This window comes from Parapedobacter sp. (genome assembly GCF_035556095.1).
In the GTDB taxonomy this organism is placed as follows: Bacteria; Bacteroidota; Bacteroidia; order Sphingobacteriales; family Sphingobacteriaceae; genus Parapedobacter.
The window spans coordinates 51842-72567 of the sequence record NZ_DATMFT010000022.1 but is presented as its reverse complement, the minus strand read 5'-3'; the positions used below and the strand labels follow the sequence as shown (position 1 = coordinate 72567).

General features: G+C 48.2%; 18 protein-coding genes and 1 tRNA gene. 9 read left to right on the top strand and 10 right to left on the bottom strand.

Going from position 1 to position 20726, the window contains the following annotated elements; all coding sequences use genetic code 11:
- Positions 1-9: 9 nt before the first annotated feature.
- From VNQ80_RS14170 to VNQ80_RS14160, 3 genes are read left to right on the top strand one after another with little or no spacing between them, the layout of a single operon-like run.
- Positions 10-1014 (top strand): cytochrome c, encoded by a 1005-nt coding sequence (locus VNQ80_RS14170; protein WP_325639736.1) that lies wholly within the window; start codon positions 10-12, stop codon positions 1012-1014.
- 12 nt (positions 1015-1026) lie between these two features.
- Positions 1027-1311, top strand: coding sequence for a hypothetical protein (locus tag VNQ80_RS14165; RefSeq protein WP_325639734.1), 285 nt, complete (start codon positions 1027-1029; stop codon positions 1309-1311).
- A 2-nt stretch (positions 1312-1313) separates the two neighbouring features.
- Positions 1314-1718, top strand: coding sequence for a cytochrome C (locus VNQ80_RS14160; protein ID WP_325639732.1), 405 nt, complete (start codon positions 1314-1316; stop codon positions 1716-1718).
- 1 nt (position 1719) lies between these two features.
- Here VNQ80_RS14160 and yidC read toward each other — a convergent pair whose 3' ends face one another.
- Together yidC and VNQ80_RS14150 are read right to left on the bottom strand one after the other, a co-directional pair.
- On the bottom strand, positions 1720-3558 hold the full coding sequence (gene yidC, locus VNQ80_RS14155) for a membrane protein insertase YidC (protein WP_325639730.1): 1839 nt from the start codon (positions 3556-3558) through the stop codon (positions 1720-1722).
- Between the two features lie 20 nt (positions 3559-3578).
- The gene (locus VNQ80_RS14150) at positions 3579-5198 is read right to left on the bottom strand and encodes a CTP synthase (protein ID WP_325639728.1); all 1620 of its coding nucleotides are present in this window, start codon (positions 5196-5198) and stop codon (positions 3579-3581) included.
- Between the two features lie 417 nt (positions 5199-5615).
- Here VNQ80_RS14150 and VNQ80_RS14145 point away from each other — a divergent pair, with 417 nt between their 5' ends.
- Positions 5616-5978, top strand: coding sequence for an HmuY family protein (locus VNQ80_RS14145; RefSeq protein ID WP_325639726.1), 363 nt, complete (start codon positions 5616-5618; stop codon positions 5976-5978).
- Positions 5979-6056: 78 nt separating this feature from the next.
- Here the strand turns inward: VNQ80_RS14145 and rplS are convergent, their stop codons facing one another.
- On the bottom strand, positions 6057-6404 hold the full coding sequence (rplS, locus tag VNQ80_RS14140) for a 50S ribosomal protein L19 (protein ID WP_349255656.1): 348 nt from the start codon (positions 6402-6404) through the stop codon (positions 6057-6059).
- A gap of 155 nt (positions 6405-6559) precedes the next feature.
- On the opposite strand from rplS, the gene VNQ80_RS14135 reads away from it, so the two are divergent.
- The 5 genes from VNQ80_RS14135 (at position 6560) to VNQ80_RS14115 (ending at position 11607) form a co-directional block, all read left to right on the top strand.
- Positions 6560-6634 (top strand) — tRNA-Pro (locus VNQ80_RS14135).
- 192 nt (positions 6635-6826) lie between these two features.
- A complete protein-coding gene (locus VNQ80_RS14130; RefSeq protein WP_325639724.1) occupies positions 6827-8143 on the top strand; it encodes an MATE family efflux transporter in 1317 nt (438 codons plus the stop codon).
- A 463-nt stretch (positions 8144-8606) separates the two neighbouring features.
- Positions 8607-8900, top strand: a complete 294-nt coding sequence (gene trxA, locus VNQ80_RS14125; RefSeq protein ID WP_325639722.1) for a thioredoxin — start codon at positions 8607-8609, stop codon at positions 8898-8900.
- An 8-nt stretch (positions 8901-8908) separates the two neighbouring features.
- Positions 8909-10063, top strand: coding sequence for an aldose epimerase family protein (locus VNQ80_RS14120; protein WP_325639720.1), 1155 nt, complete (start codon positions 8909-8911; stop codon positions 10061-10063).
- Positions 10064-10248: 185 nt separating this feature from the next.
- Positions 10249-11607, top strand: coding sequence for a M23 family metallopeptidase (locus VNQ80_RS14115; protein ID WP_325639719.1), 1359 nt, complete (start codon positions 10249-10251; stop codon positions 11605-11607).
- A gap of 16 nt (positions 11608-11623) precedes the next feature.
- Here the strand turns inward: VNQ80_RS14115 and VNQ80_RS14110 are convergent, their stop codons facing one another.
- The 7 genes from VNQ80_RS14110 to VNQ80_RS14080 form a co-directional block, all read right to left on the bottom strand.
- Positions 11624-13468, bottom strand: a complete 1845-nt coding sequence (locus VNQ80_RS14110) for a chloride channel protein (RefSeq protein ID WP_325639717.1) — start codon at positions 13466-13468, stop codon at positions 11624-11626.
- A 286-nt stretch (positions 13469-13754) separates the two neighbouring features.
- Complete coding sequence (locus VNQ80_RS14105) at positions 13755-14780, bottom strand: hemin-degrading factor (protein WP_325639715.1); 1026 nt, start codon at positions 14778-14780, stop codon at positions 13755-13757.
- Positions 14781-14793: 13 nt separating this feature from the next.
- Positions 14794-15585, bottom strand: coding sequence for a heme ABC transporter ATP-binding protein (locus VNQ80_RS14100; RefSeq protein ID WP_325639713.1), 792 nt, complete (start codon positions 15583-15585; stop codon positions 14794-14796).
- 136 nt (positions 15586-15721) lie between these two features.
- The gene (locus VNQ80_RS14095; protein ID WP_325639711.1) at positions 15722-16768 is read right to left on the bottom strand and encodes an iron ABC transporter permease; all 1047 of its coding nucleotides are present in this window, start codon (positions 16766-16768) and stop codon (positions 15722-15724) included.
- A gap of 23 nt (positions 16769-16791) precedes the next feature.
- Positions 16792-17658: a heme/hemin ABC transporter substrate-binding protein gene (locus VNQ80_RS14090; protein ID WP_325639709.1), complete on the bottom strand. Its 867-nt coding sequence runs from the start codon at positions 17656-17658 to the stop codon at positions 16792-16794.
- A 66-nt stretch (positions 17659-17724) separates the two neighbouring features.
- Positions 17725-18312, bottom strand: a complete 588-nt coding sequence (locus VNQ80_RS14085) for an HmuY family protein (protein WP_325639707.1) — start codon at positions 18310-18312, stop codon at positions 17725-17727.
- 39 nt (positions 18313-18351) lie between these two features.
- On the bottom strand, positions 18352-20445 hold the full coding sequence (locus tag VNQ80_RS14080) for a TonB-dependent receptor (RefSeq protein WP_325639705.1): 2094 nt from the start codon (positions 20443-20445) through the stop codon (positions 18352-18354).
- Positions 20446-20726 lie beyond the last annotated feature (281 nt).

Genomic DNA, 20726 nt, shown 5'->3' with positions numbered 1-20726 from the left:
CAGTAGGAGATGGAATTTTTTAACGATCATAGAAAGCTATTTACTTCGGCATTTTTGTTGTTCTTGGTGCTCACGCTGTTTGTCGCCATTCTTCCGGCACTGCATAACCAACAGCAAAACGCTCCGTTGCCGGGACACGAGCCACTGAGCGAAGCAGCCGAGAAGGGGAAATCAGTTTTTATTGCCAACGGCTGCGTGGCCTGCCATACCCAGCAGGTGCGCAATGTGGATATGGACAGGCCGTGGGGGAGACGGCCAAGCGTAGCCGCCGATTACGCCAGTATTGCACGTACCGACGTATGGCGCAATACGGCGACGTTGATGGGTACCGAACGCACGGGGCCTGACCTCACCGATGTTGGCAACCGTCAGCCGAGCCTAGAGTGGAACCTGGTGCACCTGTATAACCCCCGTACGGTGGTAGAAGCTTCAATTATGCCGGCTTATCCCTGGTTATTTGAATACAAGGAATATCCGGCGGCGGATGACGTAGTGGTTAATGTGCCCGAGGCGTTTCTTGAGAAAGGTAGAGGTAAAGTGGTGGCTACCGAAGAAGCTTTACAACTGGTTGCTTATCTGCAGTCCCTCAAACAGGTTCCGCTTCCCGACGGCCGGCCGTCGCCCGAGTTCCTCTATGCGAGGGAGGCAGCCAAAGCGGAAGCCGGCGGTGAAACGGGGGGGTTAGACGGTTCGTTGCTATATGCTACCCACTGCCAAAGCTGCCACCAAGCCAACGGCGAAGGGCTGCCGGGTGCATTTCCGTCGCTCAAAGAAAGCACCGTTGTCAGTGGGGATGATCTGGAGTTGTATATAGACATCATCATGAACGGTTATGACGCGCGGCCCGAGTTTGCAGCGATGCCTGGTATTGGTACCATGATGGAACTTTCCGCGGCGGAGATAGCGGCCATCATCAACCATGAACGCACAAGTTGGGGCAATTCGGGTTCGATGGTGACCGAGGATGAGGTTAAAGAAATTATGGACTTTTTGGCGCAGGGTGCCAGTGAATAAGGTGGAGGAAAGATGAAAATAGGGAGACATAATTGCCTGAAGGGCGCCGTATCCACACTTTTGCTAGTGTTGCTGTCCGTAACTGGCTGGGCATGCCCGGTATGTGAAAAGCAGCAGCCGAAGGTGCTTCGCGGCGTCGCCCATGGGGCTGGACCCGACAGCAATTGGGATTACCTCATCGTGGGGGTGATAACGGTTATTGTACTAATTACATTATATTATTCCATGAAATGGCTGGTGCGTCCCGGTGAGGATACGCCCAACCATATCAAACGGAATGTATTAGACCTTGATTGATTATGGAAGGCAAGAGCAGAATACGCATTTTTTTGGACGACCATCCGCAACCCATAGCGGAAGTGATGTCGCCGATTAACTTCGAATTGGATACTAAGAAATTGGTTGATGGTCCACACACATTGAAGATTGTAGGGAAAGACCCTACAGGTAAGGAAGGGATCCGCGTTATTCCGTTCGTGGTACGTAACGGACCCGCAATCGACGTAGAAGGGATAACCGAAGACGCGGTAGTGGATGGGATAATCCCTATTATGGTCAATGCGTATGGCAAAGGTAACCAGCAATCGTTCCTCATTGAGGGAAGTGAAACCCCCCAAAGTATACCTTCTTGGGTATGGATATTAATTATTGCGTTTGCTGGCTGGGCGCTGTTTTATCTTTTCCGCTACTTCGCGATGCCCTAATTTATTTTTTCCCCTTTGGCTTATTCTGCTGCTGGCGCATATAATCTTCCATGCGCTGCTGGAATTTCGATTTCTTCTTAGCTTCGGGCTTCTTCTTGTTCGCCTCGATGATGGCTAGGATTTTATCGTCATTAACCATCTGGCGGATGACGAGCTGCTGACCGAAAGTGAATACCGTAGATAAGAAATAATAGTAGTTCAATCCAGCCGGGAAACTATTCAGTACGAAAAGGAAAATCAAAGGCATGAAATAGCCGATGTATTTCATCTGCGCATTAGCAGCACCCGAAATAGAGTTATTGTACCAGGTAGACAGTAGAGTGGCACACGTCATCAAAATACACATCAAACTGATATGGTTCACGCCGATCAACGGCAATGGTGAAAACGTAATTACCGAGTCATACGTGGATAGGTCTTTTACCCATAAGAAGCTCTCTCCCCGCAGTTCGAACAAATTAGGGAAGAAGAAGAAAAATGCGATCGTAAATGGCATCTGTAGAAGCATGGGAATACAGCCTCCCAACGGATTTACACCTGCTTGCTTATACAGTTTGAGGTACTCTTGCTGCAGTAACGTCGGATTGTCTTGCCCTACCTTCTCCTTGATTTGATCCATCTCCGGTTTGAGTACCCGCATTTTCGCCATGGACACATACGATCGATAGGTAAGCGGCGAGAGCACTGATTTCAACAGTAAAGTGAGGATGAGGATGACCAACCCGTAGCTCCAATTGAAGCTATCCAGGAAATTGAATACCGGTACGGTGATGAACCTGTTGATCCATTTCATCGGCCCCCAGCCCATATCGATTTGTTTTTCCAGCCCATATCCGTGTGCTTTCAAGACCTTGTACTGGTTTGGCCCAAAGAAGAAATGCATGGGGTAGGTATTGATGTCTTGGCGGTTGAAATCGAGACGGAGGTTAGCAGCAAACAGTTTCACGATTGCCGCATCAGCGCTGGTATATACATTTACCTTACCCCCATCGAAGCCATTTTGAGAAACCAAGACATTGGAAAAAAAATGCTGCTTGAAAGAGACCCACTCAATTTGCCCAGCGAGCTCTTCATTATCGTCTTTGGACGTGTTTAAATGGTCTACTTCATTGTCGGAAAGTGCATAATATAAGGTTGACCGCTGGCGCTCGCTATCCATATCCTTTTCCTTTTGTGTGAGCGCAGCCTCCCAATTGAGTACCAGTTGGTTTTCCGTGGGAGCCACCACATCCTGCATGCCCTTGGTCACGATGGTAAAGCCGATGTTATGGTCGCCGCCGCGTATGGAATATATATAATCGATATACTTATCGGCAGCATAGGTCAAACGGAATGTAACGGAGGCCGAGTCTTGGTCGGTCACATGGACATTGTTGCCCTCGGTGGTAAAATACAGGTCATTGGTGATGATGTTTTTGCCGGCCGCCGAAAAGAAGAGGCCGAATTTATTATGGTCACCCTCAAAGAGCATCAGCGGCTGTCCATCGTACGTTTTCTCATCTTTGACCTCCACCGATTTTATCCGGCCACCTTTGGTACTGATGGTGGCCTTGATATGTTCGTTTTCGAGCGTGATGTTCCGTTCGTCGCCTGCGATAGCTTGGCCGAATGGGCCACTTAATAATGTAGAGTCAATTTCGGGAGTAGCCGTTGTTGGTGCTGCCCCGGTGGTGTCGGTGGTATTTGGTGTTACATTTTCAATGCCCGCCCGGACGCGGGCAAGCGAGTCCTGTAACTGGCGCTCGCGTTTTATTTCTTCGTCTGAAGGTTGCAACAAGTAAAAAGAACCTGCAATGATGACAAAGATTAAAACCAGGCCCGTCAGTGTATTTCTATCCATTTCTTAATCTGCGCTGTACGCTATTTCTGTTTTGCCGCTTTGCTATAGGTCAAAGAAGCGGCTACAAAGCTAACAAAAAGTGGGTGAGGATTTGCAACCGTTGATTTTAATTCTGGGTGGAACTGCCCTGCTACAAAAAAAGGATGGTTTTTGAGCTCCACGATTTCCACCAAGTTGTTGGCTGGGTTGATGCCTGAGGCCACCATGCCGGCTTCTTCGTATTTCTCGAGGTAGTCGTTGTTGAACTCGTAACGGTGGCGATGACGCTCTGATATTTTGTGCTTGCCGTAGATGTTAGCCGCTTTCGTTCCCTTTTTGATTTCGCAGTCGTACGCACCTAAGCGCATGGTGCCACCCATGTTCTTCACCTGCTTCTGCTCCTCCATTAAATGGATTACCGGGTGCTTGGTTTTCGGGTCCATCTCTATACTATTGGCGTTTTTGAGTTTCAATACGCTTCGCCCAAACTCAACCACCGCACACTGCATGCCTAGGCAAATGCCGAAAAACGGAATGTTGTTTTCGCGTACGTATTTAATCGCTGTTAGTTTACCATCTAGCCCGCGTTCGCCGAAACCGGGAGCTACCAGCACACCCGAAGCTTTCCGGAGCTTTTCCTGAACATTGTTTTCGTCGATACTTTCCGCAGCGATGTATTTTACCCTTACTTTGCACTCGTTCATGGCACCGGCATGGATAAAAGCTTCGTTGATGGATTTATAAGCGTCCGGCAATTCGACGTATTTTCCCACTACCGCGATGGTAATCTCTGCTGTGGGATTTTTGAGCTTACCCAAGAACACCTTCCAATTGGCCAAATCGGGCTCATTCTTAGTAGACAGTTTGAGTTTGGTCAGCGCTGTCTTGTCCAATTGCTCTTTGAGCATCAGCAGTGGCACATCGTAAATGGAAGGTGCATCAATCGATTCGATCACCGCGTTGATGTTCACGTTGCAAAACAACGCCAGTTTTTTGCGAATTTCCGAATTGAGGTGGTGTTCCGTGCGGCAAACCAAGATATCTGGTTGGATACCGTACTCCAATAAGGTTTTAACAGAATGCTGTGTGGGCTTGGTCTTGAGTTCGCCTGCGGCAGCAAGGAAGGGAACCAGCGTAAGGTGGATCACCAGCGAGTTGCTGCTGCCCAACTCCCAACGTAATTGCCTTACAGCCTCGATAAAAGGGAGTGATTCTATATCACCCACAGTACCACCAAGTTCGGTTACCACAATATCATAGTCGCCGTCTTTGCCGAGTAAGCACATCCGGCGTTTAATCTCGTCGGTGATGTGCGGCACCACTTGCACCGTTTTACCCAGATAAGCGCCCTCACGTTCCTTGTCGATGACATGTTGGTAGATGCGGCCGGTGGTTACGTTGTTAGCTTGCGATGTAGCGGTATTAAGGAATCGCTCATAATGGCCGAGGTCCAAGTCGGTCTCAGCGCCGTCTTCGGTAACGTAACACTCGCCGTGTTCATAGGGGTTGAGCGTACCGGGATCAATGTTGATGTAGGGGTCGAATTTCTGGATCGTTACCTTGTACCCCCGCGCTTGGAGCAGTTTGGCCAAGGAGGCCGAAATAATACCTTTCCCTAACGACGAGGTGACGCCGCCCGTAACAAAAATGTATTTAGTCATGACAAATTTTGGGTGTCTGCTATACGTTGAGTAAGCTAAAAAAAGCTTGAAACATCACGTTTGTGTACGGGATACAAAGGTAGGCTTTTTTCTGAGATTATAAGTAAAAGATTTTTGGGCAACTTTCTCATTTAATCACCGGCCTTATTCACGGTGTGAAATCGACCTCGATGAACTGCAGAAATGATTATTTGATCGTTATGACTTTAAATAGGGCTGAAATAAATTAGATTCGTTTTAAATAATCTGGAATTTAGCTAAGTTTGCTGTATGAGAACACGATTTAATCGCATGTCAACGATCGTATTTGTTTTGGTATGTTCGCTAACGCTTCATGCACAAGAGGTCAAAACCATTACAGATATAGATGCATCGGCGGAAACAGTCTATTTTAATCTTGCTGCCGGCAAATAAGTGATGGCAGCATCAGACGCGTGGGATATAGCGTTCAAACGCACTACTGTGCTAATCAACGGGGGGAGCAGTGGCGACGGAGGCGCACAGGCTACATTGTTGAAGGAGACTTCGTTTGAAGACGTAAAGCAGCAGCCGACAGCAGGTTTCAAGACCGATACAGAAAAGGAGAAGGCTATCCCGACAGGTAGTGGCAACGGATGGTACGAGTACAATATGGCCGATCACAGCATCAATCCTATTCCCGGCCGCGTGCTGGTGATCAAAACCACCACCGGTAAGTACGTCAAATTAGAGATCCTCGGTTATTACAACAAAACGAACCACAATTCAGCCAACTATTCATTTCGGTATAGCTTTTTGTAGTATCCGCACCGTCTAAATAAAAAAGAAGCCATCTCTTGAAGACAGCTTCTTTTTTATCCTTAAGATTAAGCAGAGCTCTTAGAATCGCTTTGATTTAATACGAGCTGCTTTGCCGGTAAGACCACGTAGGTAGTACAATTTAGAGCGGCGCACTTTCCCATGGCTGTTGATCTCCACTTTCTCGATGTTCGGCGAGTTTATCGGGAAGATACGTTCGACGCCGATGCCGTTTGAAATCTTGCGTACCGTAAAGGTTTGATTGGTGCCAATGCTATTCCGTTGGATAACAACACCTTGGTAAACCTGGATACGCTCCTTGTTTCCTTCGCGGATTTTATAGTGAACGCTAACAGTATCCCCTGCCTTGAATGCGGGAACCTCATTTTTTGTTACCGCCCGATCTTCTACAAACTTTACTAAATCCATGATTTTGAGTAATTAATGACGATTATTATCCCGTAAAAATCGAGCTGCAATATTAGCGATATTTTTTGGAATACGAAAGTTGTTTTTTAAAAAAGAATTGTGCGGTATTTTTTGGAAATAGGATTTAATTTTTACCTTTGCAGACCTCAAGGGTTCGGGGTGTAGCGTAGCCCGGTTATCGCGCCTGCTTTGGGAGCAGGAGGTCGCAAGTTCGAATCTTGCCACCCCGACACAGCTTAAAAGATCGAGTCCTCCGTCATTGACGGAGGACTTTTGTTATTTTAAGAGAATGGGGCCAGCTTTTATTGTCGATGGTTATTAACGAATGGATAAGCTAACGGGTATAATTCAAGCACAAGACAACTACCTCCGAGCACATAGTAGTTGTTCGCCTTGCTTAAGGTTATAAAGAAGCGTGTCGCATGGCTCACGGCAATTACATCCGCATCATCAAACTCGCGTTTCCCATTATATTGGCAAATGCATCCGTTCCGTTATTGGGCTTGACAGATACGGCAGCAATTGGGCAAACAGGCACTGCAGCAGATCTCGGTGCCATCGCCTTGGCCTCGCTCATTTTCAACTTTGTGTATTGGGGCTTCGGTTTTTTGCGTATGGGTACCACCGGCTTTGTGGCGCAGGCCATCGGGGCAGGTGATATCGATGAGACTCATGCCTTGCTGTTTCGCTCCGTATTGCTGGGTGGGATCATCGGGCTGCTCCTTGTTCTGCTCCAGTCATTGATCGGCCTGGCCGTCATCGGCTTGTTAACGGCCAGCGATGAAATCAAAACCCTCGTGGGTACATACTTCTACATTCGTATTTGGGGTGCTCCGGCTACCTTGATAACCTTCGCGTTGCTGGGCACGTTCATAGGGGCGGGGTGGACCAAGCAGTTATTGGCGGTGCAATTATTTCTGAATGGGCTCAATATCCTATTGAATGTCCTCTTCGTTGTAGGTTACGATTTCGGTGTGCGCGGTATTGCGCTCGGTACCGTATTAGCCGAGTGGTGTACACTTTTCTTTGCTTCCTATTTGCTTGTTGGGAAGATGCAGCTTGGCAATCCCGTGCTTCGTTTCCGTGAGCTCCGGTCGCGCATTTTCAATCGGACGAATCTTACCGCCTTGATTAAGGTAAATGGTAACATCATGATCCGTACGCTGGCACTGCTTACGGGATTTGCTTGGTTTGCCAACCAAGGGGCCGATTTTGGAGACCATGTATTGGCCGCCAACCATGTACTGCTTCAGTTTGTGTCGCTTTCCGCATTTTTCCTCGACGGATATGCACATGTCGCCGAAATGCTTACAGGTAAAGCGTATGGAGCACGGGACAGCGAGTCTTTTACCCAGCAGGTGCGGCATTCGAGTGTGTTGGCAGCCATTACCGCATTGGTACTCGCCGGGCTGGTTTCCATCTTCGGTAGTCAACTCATTCCCTTGCTCACCAAAGATGTCCAGGTACAGGCTATTGCGTTGGCTCATAGCAGGTATGCCGCCATCTACATTGCGGTATCCTTTGCCGCGTTCCAGCTTGATGGCGTATTCATCGGCGTCACGAAGAGTTTGGAAATGCGTAATGCTACACTGATAGCCTTGTTCGTATTCATTGGCGTAGTTCTTTTGCTAGCTCCCGCGTATGGTAATGTGGGACTTTGGATTGGTTTTATCATATACGTCATTGCACGGGCGGCTACGCTAGCAGCCTATTACCCGCGAATAACTCGGGCATTCTAGTGGGAGCGGTTGTATTTAAATGATATGACCTCATATCCCGAAGGAGTCCGATTGACGCGGTAGGCCTTACGGCCATGCCACCGTATTACCCCGGATAGCCGTGTCTTATCCCGGATATATACACGCTACATCCGATTCTCCTTAGCCCTGCTGATCATGTATAGGAACGGCAGAGATGACGCCAATGGGCCGTAGGCCCCCTATTGGGGCAACGGAGGGACATGGAAGGGATATCGAAGAGACATGGGAGGGACAACGGACTTTAACGGACTTGCAACGGACTTTTGGGTTTTTTAGGCAGTATTTATGGGGTATCATTTATCCGGGAGGATAATCATCTAAGCAAAAATACGAAATCCCGGACAATCAAAAGGAAGTTAATATAAACATGCGAATTTTTACGGTCTCGAATATTATTCGGAAATTTGTTTTTTTACAACGGAGGACATTTAGAGAAAAATAGATGACGTTTCAAGAAACAATCAATCAAGATAAGCCAGTATTGGTCGATTTTTTTGCCGAATGGTGCGGTCCTTGCAAAACGCAGGCCCCGATATTGGAGGAGTTGAAAGGGCGAATTGGCAATGAAGCAGTTATCATCAAAGTTGATGTAGACAAGAACCCTCAGGCGGCAGCCAGGTTTGGCATACGGGGCGTGCCTACACTGATTATTTTCCGAAAGGGTAAGATTAAATGGCAGCAGTCCGGCGTTTTTCCGGCGAATGAACTTGAACGACTACTAAAAGAGAACCTGTGATACTACAGATGAGAGTACCGACGAAAGCCCTGGCCTGCGGCTTGGGGGCTATGACATTTTTGGCAGCTTGCAATAACAAAGCTGATGTTTTAACGACGCAATCGGGCTTGGATCGGCGAGATTTCCAGGCGACAGTAAACGGTGATTCCACCGACTTATACGTTATCCGTAACGCCGGTGGGATGGAAGTCTGCATTACCAACTATGGTGGCCGCGTCGTTTCTTTGATGGTGCCTGATGCGACAGGTGAGTTACGTGATGTGGTACAAGGTTTTGCTCATATAGACGGGTATACAGCCGAACCTTCTTCTTTTGGTGCTACCATGGGGCGCTTTGCCAACCGCATAAACAATGGGCGCTTTGTGTTGGATGACGATACTGTGCAACTTGATCGCAATAATGGCGAACATACCATCCATGGCGGTGGGGAGGGATGGCGCAGCCAAGTGTTTGAGGCCCACCAACCCAATGACAGCACATTGGTGCTCGCATATATCTCGCCCGATGGCGAAAGCGGCTTTCCGGGTGAAGTAACCGTGAGTGTAACATTTGCCGTAAGCCATCCCAATGAACTGACCATTGATTACAAAGCAGAGACCACAGAAAAAACAGTTATCAACCTTACCAACCACAGTTTTTTCAACCTTTCTGGGAACCCAACCAATACGATACTGGACGATATACTGTACGTTAATGCAACACAATACACGCCACTGGATAGTACGCTTATTACTACCGGCGAAATAAGTCCGGTAGCAGGCAGCCCCTTTGATTTTACTGAACCGGTAAGCATCGGTACGGCATTGGCGCGCAATCCATCGCATGCGCAGCTGCAGATAGCCAGCGGAATTGACCATAACTTTGTATTAGATACCGATGGAGACATCGATAAATTGGCAGCACGGCTGTATGCACCCAGTAGTGGCATCGCCATGGAAGTGTATACCAACGAGCCGGGCATGCAGGTATATACAGGAAATATGCTCGATGGCTCGCGTACGGGTAAAGAGAATGTACCATACAGTAAACAGACTGCAATTTGCCTCGAGACCCAGCATTTTCCCGACGCACCCAATAAACTCCATTGGCCCACTACCGTGCTCGAACCGGGCGAAAGCTATCTCAGCACGTGTATTTATCGGTTTTCGGTTGTAAAGGAATAGTTATCAGCGATCTGGCATACGTTGAAAGTGTAAAAAAATGTTAAAAAATTAAACTTTTTAAATAAAAATGTGTTATTTGCGCTTTTACTACGTGTGATGATGGATGAGTGGTGGCGGCGGCTACCGATTTAACTTAGATGAATATAGGATCAACTTTTGAAGATTCTAACTACCTACATTAAAGAATGACCTCAAGAAAAAATGTACTTGCACTTATTGTGCTTGGTGTGATTGTTTTGGGCGCCACTTTTATTTCTCTTTCTTCTTTCGATGCCACACCTGAACAGCCGTTGGTTATGGCTGAGCCAACCACTGAGGCTGACGACAGGGAATTGTTGTATGGATTGGCCAGCGATCGATTCGATATCGAAACAGCGACCGTGAAGCGTAATGAATTCTTATCGGATATCTTGCAACGCTACCAGATAGACCTGCAACGTATAGCAGTGATTGCAGAGAAGTCAAAGACTGTGTTTGATGTACGTAAGATAGCGGCAGGGCATGATTATACCGTTTTCAAAGATAAATCGGGCAAGGCACACTATTTCGTTTACCAGCCCAATCCGATTGACTACGTGGTCTATGATTTAAGCGAGAACACTTCAGTATACAGCGGGCAGAAGCCGGTTAATACAAAACTGGAAACCGTAGCGGGAGTGATCCAAAGCTCGCTTTATGAAACATTGGAGGCAAACGGCGCTAGCCCCGATTTGGCAGTGCAATTGGCCGAGATATACGGCTGGGCGGTCAATTTTTACCGCATCAATAAGGGCGATTGGTTCAAGCTGGTATATGAGCGAAAGTATGTAGATGGCCAGCCTGTTGGTCCGGGACGGATAGAGTCAGCTATATTCGGCCATAACGGCAAAGAATACCAAGCATACTATTTTGAAGGTGAGGATGATGAGCGTGGAGCATATTACGATGAAAATGGGAAAAGCCTGCGCCGGACATTCCTTAAAGCGCCGTTGAAATATAGCCGTATCTCGTCGCGGTATACGATGCGACGATTCCACCCTGTGCAACGCAGATGGAAAGCACATTTGGGCACAGATTTCGCTGCACCCCATGGTACTCCCATCGTGGCGACAGCTGCCGGTGTGGTAATTGAATCGAGCTATGGCAGCGGCAATGGGAATTATGTTAAAATCAAACATGACAATGTGTATACCACACAATACCTCCATATGAGCAAGCGCGCCGTGAAACGTGGCCAACGGGTAGGCCAAGGACAGGTTATTGGATACGTGGGGAGCACTGGGCTAGCTACAGGCCCGCATGTTTGCTACCGCTTTTGGAAGCATGGTAAACAGGTGGATGCGCTGGCACAGGTTTTTCCACCTTCGGAGCCCATCAACGGTAAGTACCGTGTAGCCTTTAATCGTACATTGAATGCTCAACAACAGGTGTTGGCATCTGTAGGTTTCGAAAAACAAAGCAATTTGGAAATATACAGCGCACTGGCATTTCGCGTCGATCAGCTGTTCGAACCCGTTGAAAGGGATAGCAGCATGTTGGGAGGCTTCGCAGCGCAGATACTCTAGGCAGGCGCTGGTTAGTTTAACTATTCCGTTTTCTGATCAAGATTTTCTTTCCCTTTACAAGCATTCGCATGCTAGACCGCTTGATGGAAATATTGGTTTCCCGCTGGTCGTTAAACGTATCGGCGGCATCGTAGGCAGATAGAATGTTTTTGTAATGCAGTAACCCGATTACGGTGCTTCCTCGCGCATCAAGCACTGGCAATACATCCACATTCTCTTGGGTCATCTTACGGATGGCTTCTCTAAGGCTGTTTGTTGCTCTGAGGTAAGCAGGCTGTCTTTTAATCAGTGATTTAATGGTTTTCTCACGGTCCTGATGATGGGCAAATATACTTGATGAACTGACAATATAATAGTTTTCAGTGATTCCTTCGTCGGTCGACCAGTTGCGCAGCTCTTCGATCGTATTGTCGCCCTCGATGACTGTGCTGGTTTGTTCAATGGCTTGGCCAACGGTTAGCTGGTTAAGCTGGTCGGGCTGATACGAATCAGGTGTGTGGATACCCCGTCGGGTAATTTTCTCAGTCATGATCGTAGTATCCATAAACAGGTATGAAACAAGGTATGCGCCTACGCAAGAACCCAGCAATGGCAACATAGCATTGAACTGTCCGGTAGTCTCTAATGCGAAGACAATGGAGGTGAGAACCGCACGGGATGCGCCTGCAAACATGGCGGACATGCCTACCAGCGCCGCTAGGGGAAGGCTGACACCGCAAGTGGGAAAGATGGTGAGCAATACGTGCCCACACAATAGCCCGATGGCGGCTCCGATGGTAAGCAACGGGGCAAGCGTACCACCCGACGTGCCGCTACCGAGGGCAATTACCCATGAGAGAAACTTGAGCAAGCACAATGACAGCACCACCGTCAACGGCAGGCTATTGTTGAGTAGGTCGGTGATGTTTTCGTAACCCACGCCGAGCGTACGGGGAGCGAAATAGCCCACAATACCTACGACAAGACCACCGATGGCCGGCCACCACATCCAGTGGAAAGGTAAGCGCTCAAAAGCATCTTCTACCCAATAGACTGCCTTGGTAATACCGATCGAGAGAAAACCGATGACGATGCCGATGACGCTATAGCTTAGTATAGCTGGATTAGATGCTGTGGGTATAAGATGTTCTAACGCGAAAACGGGTGTGGCACTAAATAGGAAATGGTGCCCAGCAGCGCCCGTAATGCAAGCCAGTGAGACAGCAATGAGGGATTTGGGTGTGAACTCGAAAAGAAGCAGCTCGATGGCTAGGAAAATAGCCGCTACCGGGCTACCAAAAATTGCCGTCATACCAGCCGTAGCTCCGGCTGCTAGCAGGATTTTGCGCTCGGAATGTGTAATTTTTAGTAGCTGGCCAAGTGTTGACCCCAAGGCTCCACCCGTTGCGATAATAGGACCTTCAGCGCCGAATGGCCCACCGGTACCAATGGCGATGGCCGATGATAGGGGCTTGAGGTAGGTGATGGAAGGTCTGATCTTACTTTGGTTGGTCAGTACCTGCTCCATGGCTTCCGGGATGCCGTGCCCCCTGATGGCTTTAGAGCCATATAACGCCATCAGACCAACAACCAGCCCCCCGATAGCCGGGACAACAATGACCCATATACCTAAATTGGTAGCCCAAGGGGTACCTTCATGGAAGGAAAATGTGCCGTAAAAAGATAAGTTGGTAATTACATTGATAAACATCACCAGAAACTTCGCGATGAAGCTAATCATAGCCGCGATAGCTACCGCGTATGCGGCGATCACGATGATGCGGGTTTTGTTCGGTATCGAGGATGAGTTGATCCCTTCCGAACTTAAGGTATCATTGAGCGACATCGAAATGGGGATGCCCACCTGATTTTTTGAAGCCATAGTTGGCTACAAAAGTAAGATTTATAATAGTTATATAATTATCTCTTTAGGTCTTCCATTGGGGCGTGTATAAAAACCTAACGGAAATCAATCGTATTATCAAACAAAAAACCCCGGTGATTCACATCAGCGGGGATTCTACTAACTAAACTAAACAACTATATAAACAAACCATATATAGACTCTATAAGCGCTGCGGCTGCTCCAAAGATATAAATTATTTAGAAAGATTATAAATAAAATATAATTAATTGTCAAGTATTTGATTAACAGCTTATATTAAGTGTCAAATCAAGATTGCGTAATCCGCTACAACTTGTCGCCAATCTTCGCGCTCCGGAATACGAGGCTTGCGCTTGCCGAAGAACTGGACGATGAGATTGCCATCGGCGTCAAATGCCTCGAGACTAGTGACAACACCGTCTTCGGTCGGTTTTTTAACCAGCCATACGTCAGCGATGGCGTCATCACGTAGGTGCATATTGAATTCCGGGTCAAGCACATTAAACCAAGGTCCTGTCTGCAGTAATTTCTTCGTTTTTCCGGTATGAATCTGGATGCACCCCCGGTTTCCGATAAATACCATAATGTCTAGGTCCCGCTCGGATGCACCTTCCAAAATACGTTTTAATGAGCCGACTGACAACTGGGTGGCATAACCCTTGGGGGCCAATCGCATGGATTGATGACGGGCTACCTCGAATTTCTGAAGTATACCGAAGAATGCATGTGTATCTTTCAACGTCAACCATGCTTCCTGGAAACCGGCTACGTCGATTTCACTGTCTGGTGTCTCATGGATGGTTTTATCTATTGGGGAGGTCTGTGGCACTTCTCCTTGTATTTCGGCTTTGTATTTTTCAACCAGTACATCGTAAGCCGCAGCATCACTTTGCTCGGTGAGGTAAATCTTGTGTACGGCCTCGCCGTCTTTGTCGAAGAATTGAAGGCTGCGCCGATCGCCTTCCTGTACCGCGAAGCCGAGATGCCAGGCACTCATAAATAGGCGTAGGTCGATATCCGGGTTGACCACCAAGCCCACGTGTCCGTTGAACGTAGCTTTGGTGTAAATACCTTTACGCTCATGCACGGCGTAGTCGTTGCGTGTAAGCGCCATCACGTACCCCAAGGTACGGATTTCTTTGAGGATGTCTTGAAATTCGGGTCTGAGTGTGATGTTATGCTCGCCCGTAGCGACAAGTTCGGCTTCCGATACCCCCAGCTGTTTGGCTGCATCGCGGATACGCGTTTTGGGGTTCTCGGCTTTAAACGAGTCGTATTGTTCTCTGAGAGATAGGGTTGTATGTTCCATGTTGTTTTCAGTTTTATGTTTGTTCGGATAATATCATTGATGGAATAACCAGTGGGCACTTGAACTCGTCATCGTTAAGCAAGCGCACCCTGATGTTGAACGCTTGGTGGATATTTTCGCAGGTAACCACGTCTTTCGGCCTACCAAACGCTATACGCTTTCCCTTTTTGAGCATCAACACGTTGTCCGCATAGCGCGAAGCAAAGTTAATGTCGTGCAGGATACTCACCACGCAGTAACCGCGGTCGGCCAGATTCCGCGCCAATACCAAAATCTGTTGTTGGTAGAGTAAATCCAAGCCGTTGGTAGGTTCATCTAAGAAAAGCAGGCCCTTGGGTTGATCATAGATTTGGGCGATAACACGTGCCAATTGCACCCGTTGCTGCTCACCGCCCGAAAGCGTGTTGTAATCACGGTCGGCAAATGAGGTGATGCCGGTTTCTTCCATTACCGTTCGGACGATTTCCAGATCGATAGCTGTAGGGTTGTTTTCGAAATGCGGATACCGCCCCATCATGACCAGTTCATGCACCTTAAAGGAAATGGATAACGTATTGCTTTGGGCCAATACCGCACGGAATTTAGCGAGATGGTCGATCTTGTAACGATCTATGGGTTGTTCGCGGATGTAAATCGTGCCAGCAGAAGCTCTGATTTCCTTGCACAGCAACTTGAGTAATGTGCTCTTACCCGCACCATTTGCACCGATAATCGCCAGCAACTCGCCCGGCTGGACGTCGAAGCTGATGTCATCAAGTAATTTGACCTGACCTGCTGAATAATGAATGTTTTTAACTGCTATCATTCTTGTCCCTGTGCCGTACGCTTTAGACGGCTATATGCAATAAGCTGTAACTCTTAGACCCGTCTACCACCATTAAAATTTAAAATTAACAATTTCTGATGATAACACGCAATCTATCATACTGTTGTTGCGCCTGTCACCGTATTCCCTTTTTTCGGCGTTCTACCAAAATGATGTAAATAAACACCGGTGCACCAATGATGGCGGTCAATATACCAATGGGTAGCTCTGTCGGCGCAAAAATCGTACGCGCAACTAAATCGGCAAGTACTAGTACAGAAGCGCCCAACAGCGCCGATCCGGGTATCACGAGGCGGTGATCGGCCGAAAACGCCATCCGAAGAATATGTGGAATTACCAAGCCGATGAACCCGATCATGCCCGACACGGCAACCGATGCACCCACACCCAATGTGGCTGCAACGATAATGAGCCTCTTGATCAGTCCGACGTTGATGCCCATATGCCCGGCCTGCGACTCGCCCAGTGCCAATGCATTCAAGGGTTTGGCAAAAAAGGGTAATGCCACCAGTGAAACCACTACGAAAGGTACGATACCGCCCAATGTACGCCAACTGGCTCCGCCCAAACTACCTAATGTCCAAAACGTAATGTTACGTAGTTGGTCATCCGTGGCCATATACGTAAGTAGCCCCGTAAACGAGCCGGCAAGTGCATTGATGGCGATACCAGCCAGTAGCAGGGTGGTGATGTCTGCTTTACCATTGCCAACGGCGAGGCGGTAAACCATAAAGGTGGTTACGCAGGCACCGATAAACGCAGCAATCGCTAACGCGTAATAACCGAATGCCGCCGTCATGAAGCTGAAAAAGCGATGCTCCAGCACAATGATAATCACGGCGAAGAGCGACGCACCGGATGAAATACCTATTAAGCCCGGCTCTGCCAATGGGTTGCGGAACAGTCCCTGCAAGGCGGCGCCGGCAATGGCTAACGTACTTCCAACGAGCGCCCCGAGCAATACCCTGGGCAAACGGATATTGAGGAAAACGGCTTCCTGCTGGGGGGCAAATGCTACCTGGTCACTTATTCCGGTGCGGTAAGCGATAATCGACCAAAATTCAGACGCGCTGATTTTGACTGCACCCACACAGATTGACAGCGCGCAGGCTGCAATCAACACGACGAACAAGGCTGCAAGCAGGAGGCTGTGGTTTTTCATTTCGGGTTTTCCATTCTCCGTATTTAATGGATTTTTTGTGCCAACTCCAGAATAGCCTTACCCAAACGCGGACCGAATCCGGTGAGGAACTGGCCATCCATCTCAACGACTTTTCGGTTTTTTCCCGCATTGGTTTGATCTATCCCCTGCACCTCCAGTAATCCGTCTATACCCCCGAGGCTCGATAGACCACTGTCGAACAGCAGGATGACATCCGGATTGGCAGCAACCAATGCTTCAGCAGTAAGTGGTTTGAAATCCTCGAAACCTGATACCGCGTTTTCGCCGCCAGCCAATTTGATTATTTCATCCATTTGGGTGCGCCTGCCGGCAACCATCATAGTGCCTGTACCCCGGGCGTAGATGAACAATACTTTGGGTTTTCCCGTCGATTGGGCCACAACGGAGTCGGCCAAAGCGAGGTCATCATCCAATACGGAAAGAATCGAATCACCTTCTATGGATTTGCCCAAGCTGTCGGCTACGGCACGGATCAATTGCTTGGCACCTGTTACCGAATACTCGTGGTCAAAAAGCAAAAGCTGGGTGCCAGCCGCACGGATCTGTTCGGCAACTTGGGGCTTTACCATCCCCGTAACACCCAGTGCCAGGTCGGCATTCAGCGCCAGCACCCCCTCAGCAGAAATTTCGCGGTTGTGCCCGATTTTCGGCTTCTGCTGCAGGCTGACCGGATAGGTGCTTGCCACGTCCACACCCACGATGTTGTCTTCAAAGCCCAAGTCGACGAGGATTTCAGACACGGTGCCGTTGGTGGACACGATTTTGGTCGAATCGGTTATACCACCTGTTGAAGTGATTGGCACATTACAAGCATGGATAGCTGAAATAACAATCAATGCAAAACTTCCGGAAATGATAAGCTTATTCATCTTTTTATTTTTGCTACCGTAAACCGGTACAATATGTGGTAATTGACTGGATATCATTCAGCCATGTCACTTCAAATTAGTTGATCCGTCCAGTTGGATAGCGTACCGGAAGGTGTATACTTTTGCGGTGGGGCGCCCCTCGGGGTCTTTAAACGCGTCGGAAGTTGTATCAGGGTTACCTTCGTAATAGCTGAGCATTTCCAGTTTTACGTATTTATCGTCGTGCGTCTTAATGACGATGATTTTTCCGGGGATGGGGAGGATTGCATGTTGAGGCTCGGTCATTGCGGTGTAGTTGTACCATGAACCGCTTCCGGCAATGTTGTCTGCCGCATATCCATTGGTAGGTGCAGTAACATAGTTGTTGAATAGACCTTCTGTTAGTATTGCTTCAGCGCCGTTTCCGAATGACAAGGTTGTTCCGTCAAACTTGATATCCCACGACGTGGACGTCTCCGCAACGGCAGTGCCCGATGAAAAACTGAAAAATACGGGTGCTCCAGATCCATCCAGGTCCTCGATGGTTTCGACTTCTAATTCTGGTTTGACCTTGTCGCCGCCGTCGTCCTTGCTGCACGCAGTGAATGAGCAGCTGATTGCCCCTAGCACGAATGCGATGGATAGCATTTTTAATGTACTGATTGCTGTTTTCATTTGTTTTTTGTGTTTTTGTGATGTGATTATTGGATAAACTTAGTTGTTCAAACGGTATGACAGGCCACCATACAATAGCCTGCCGGGCAAGTGGCTGATGTATGCTTTGTTGGTAAACCCGAAGATATTATCGGCTGTAAGTTGTAAGCGCAACCGGTTATCGAGAAGTGATTTAGATAGTGAACCATTAACGAGCGAATAACCCTTTATATATTCGCTATCGAGGTTGATGATGCCGTTGCCATCGATATCCCGGATACCATACCGGCCCCGGTAGTTCCAACGCAGAGAAACGCGGATTCCCGTATGTGCATCATAGTAGGAGACCCGGGCATTAGCCATATACTTGGAACGGTTGAGCAGGCCACCGTACTCATTTCGTTTTACGGCAACGGTTTGTCCCGTCTCCGGATCGCGGGCGTAGGCCCGCCCTTCTTTGACCGTGTTCCATTCATCCACGTCTTTAGCTTCGAGGTATTGGATACCGGCCCCGACTTCCAATGTATTCGTGAGCAGATAGATCCCGTCGATCTCCGCACCATGGGTGAATACCGCATTGCGGTTGAAATAGGAGAATACCGATTGGCCGTTGGTTTTGATGGCGACACTGGCTGTGGAAATCAGGTTGTCCACGTCGTTGCGGAAAACATTGATGTTGAGAATTAATTTATCGATGGGCTGCGTACGCAGGCCAATATTATAAGCCCAGGAGCTTTCTGCATTGAGCTTGGATAACGTAGCCGGATCTATCAATATTTCCCTGATCTGACCTTCATCCTGCATCCGTTGTAGATTTTCCGCGAGATCCTCAAAACCAAATACACTGTAACCCGCCACTGCGTTTGAGAAATTGAGGTATAACTGTCGGAAGTCGGGTGCCTTGTATCCGCGGCTTGCCGACGCTAGAACCGTGAATTTTTCATGAAGTTTATAGCTTGCAGCGACTTTCGGACTGAACTGAGACTTATATACGTTGTGCATATCATAACGCCCACCTGCAATGATGTTGAGCCGGTCGATCGGTTTCCAATCAGCTTGGATATAACCGTAACTCGAATTGAAGCGTTTTTTTTCGTCATAGCGCGTTGCTTCTACAGTCTCTTGTTGGTAACCGATACCCCCGGTGAAAACGAGGTTGGGCTTCATGCGATAATCGTGCTGGAACTCACCCCGTGTAAAACCTTGGTCAAAATAGGTTTCGTCATATAGCTCTTCGGTATCCTCATAACGTATGGATGATTCGGTATTATAGGTGGCGCGGTACAAGCGTAACATGGATGTATGGCTATCCGAAAACCGATGGGTGAGGCTGGGGAAAATACTGAAATCGCGTTGGAGCCCACTACCGGACACCACGCGGTCCTCGATGCCATAGCGGTCGTCTTGCGAATTGTCATAGTAGCGCAACGACACATTGAAAGCAGTTTTATCCGAAAACTGATATCCTACTTTGCCTGACGCGGTGTAGGCTGCAAACGGTGCAACGGTCTGAAAGCCTGATTCAGGCATCAGGCTATAACCTTGATTGCTGAAACGGTTGACAAGCCCCGATACGGTTAATTTTTCCGATCGATATGCGCCGTCGACACTGATGTCCGCCGATTGGTTGGTGCCGTAGCGGGTGGCTATGCCTGCCGATACACCTTTTGGTGGGGTTTTGGTAATGATGTTGATGACGCCCGCCATTGCTTCACTGCCATATAATGAGGAAGATGGACCCTTGACGATTTCGATACGGTCAATATTGGCCATGGTGATTCGGGAAAGCTCCAATGTACCCGATGTGCGTCCAATTAGCGGTTCCCCATCGATTAGTATCATGGTATATTGCGCATCGAATCCCTGCATCTGTACGCCGGTGCCGTGGTCACCAACCAGCGCCAATCCGGTCTGTTCGGCCAGGATTTCATTTAGCCGTACGATGCCCGGGTTTTGGATTTCCCGTGCAGAGATGGTTGTAATTGGAATGGGCAGCTCTTCAATTTTTTTGTCCGTACGCGTGGCTGTTACAACCACCTCATCCAATGGATTCTTTTTTAAGGTATCCGCTGTTGACGTGGCGATTCCATCTTGAGCTGTCAATCGGGAAGCTAGTAGCAACAGGATATATAATACACTTGATTTTCTGGCCATGTTATTTAGAATGTTTAAAAATAACACGATAAACATAGAGGTAATTAAGACTAATTACAAATAATTTTTATTTTTTATGGTGATTGGTTCGGTAGGGATATCCGGTTAGCGAAGCGTCGGTAGGCTTGTTTACAGCATGCTGGTCAGTTGTGTATGCTTGCCCGTGCTGTGTTTACAGCGTGGGCTTTGTGGTTATAAAGGCTTTTGAGGTGTCTTCAGTTACAAAATTACCTCATTGCTCCCGCGGGTAGTTGGCCTTGATTTGCGTCCAATAGCCGAGG

Excerpts from the sequence above, each read along its gene's own strand:
- VNQ80_RS14170 (WP_325639736.1), top strand. The coding sequence starts at position 10 with ATGGAATTTTTTAACGATCATAGAAAGCTATTTACTTCGGCATTTTTG.
- VNQ80_RS14165 (WP_325639734.1), top strand. The coding sequence starts at position 1,027 with ATGAAAATAGGGAGACATAATTGCCTGAAGGGCGCCGTATCCACACTT.
- VNQ80_RS14160 (WP_325639732.1), top strand. The coding sequence starts at position 1,314 with ATGGAAGGCAAGAGCAGAATACGCATTTTTTTGGACGACCATCCGCAA.
- yidC (WP_325639730.1), bottom strand. The coding sequence starts at position 3,558 with ATGGATAGAAATACACTGACGGGCCTGGTTTTAATCTTTGTCATCATT.
- VNQ80_RS14150 (WP_325639728.1), bottom strand. The coding sequence starts at position 5,198 with ATGACTAAATACATTTTTGTTACGGGCGGCGTCACCTCGTCGTTAGGG.
- VNQ80_RS14145 (WP_325639726.1), top strand. The coding sequence starts at position 5,616 with ATGGCAGCATCAGACGCGTGGGATATAGCGTTCAAACGCACTACTGTG.
- rplS (WP_349255656.1), bottom strand. The coding sequence starts at position 6,404 with ATGGATTTAGTAAAGTTTGTAGAAGATCGGGCGGTAACAAAAAATGAG.
- VNQ80_RS14130 (WP_325639724.1), top strand. The coding sequence starts at position 6,827 with ATGGCTCACGGCAATTACATCCGCATCATCAAACTCGCGTTTCCCATT.
- trxA (WP_325639722.1), top strand. The coding sequence starts at position 8,607 with ATGACGTTTCAAGAAACAATCAATCAAGATAAGCCAGTATTGGTCGAT.
- VNQ80_RS14120 (WP_325639720.1), top strand. The coding sequence starts at position 8,909 with ATGAGAGTACCGACGAAAGCCCTGGCCTGCGGCTTGGGGGCTATGACA.
- VNQ80_RS14115 (WP_325639719.1), top strand. The coding sequence starts at position 10,249 with ATGACCTCAAGAAAAAATGTACTTGCACTTATTGTGCTTGGTGTGATT.
- VNQ80_RS14110 (WP_325639717.1), bottom strand. The coding sequence starts at position 13,468 with ATGGCTTCAAAAAATCAGGTGGGCATCCCCATTTCGATGTCGCTCAAT.
- VNQ80_RS14105 (WP_325639715.1), bottom strand. The coding sequence starts at position 14,780 with ATGGAACATACAACCCTATCTCTCAGAGAACAATACGACTCGTTTAAA.
- VNQ80_RS14100 (WP_325639713.1), bottom strand. The coding sequence starts at position 15,585 with ATGATAGCAGTTAAAAACATTCATTATTCAGCAGGTCAGGTCAAATTA.
- VNQ80_RS14095 (WP_325639711.1), bottom strand. The coding sequence starts at position 16,768 with ATGAAAAACCACAGCCTCCTGCTTGCAGCCTTGTTCGTCGTGTTGATT.
- VNQ80_RS14090 (WP_325639709.1), bottom strand. The coding sequence starts at position 17,658 with ATGAATAAGCTTATCATTTCCGGAAGTTTTGCATTGATTGTTATTTCA.
- VNQ80_RS14085 (WP_325639707.1), bottom strand. The coding sequence starts at position 18,312 with ATGAAAACAGCAATCAGTACATTAAAAATGCTATCCATCGCATTCGTG.
- VNQ80_RS14080 (WP_325639705.1), bottom strand. The coding sequence starts at position 20,445 with ATGGCCAGAAAATCAAGTGTATTATATATCCTGTTGCTACTAGCTTCC.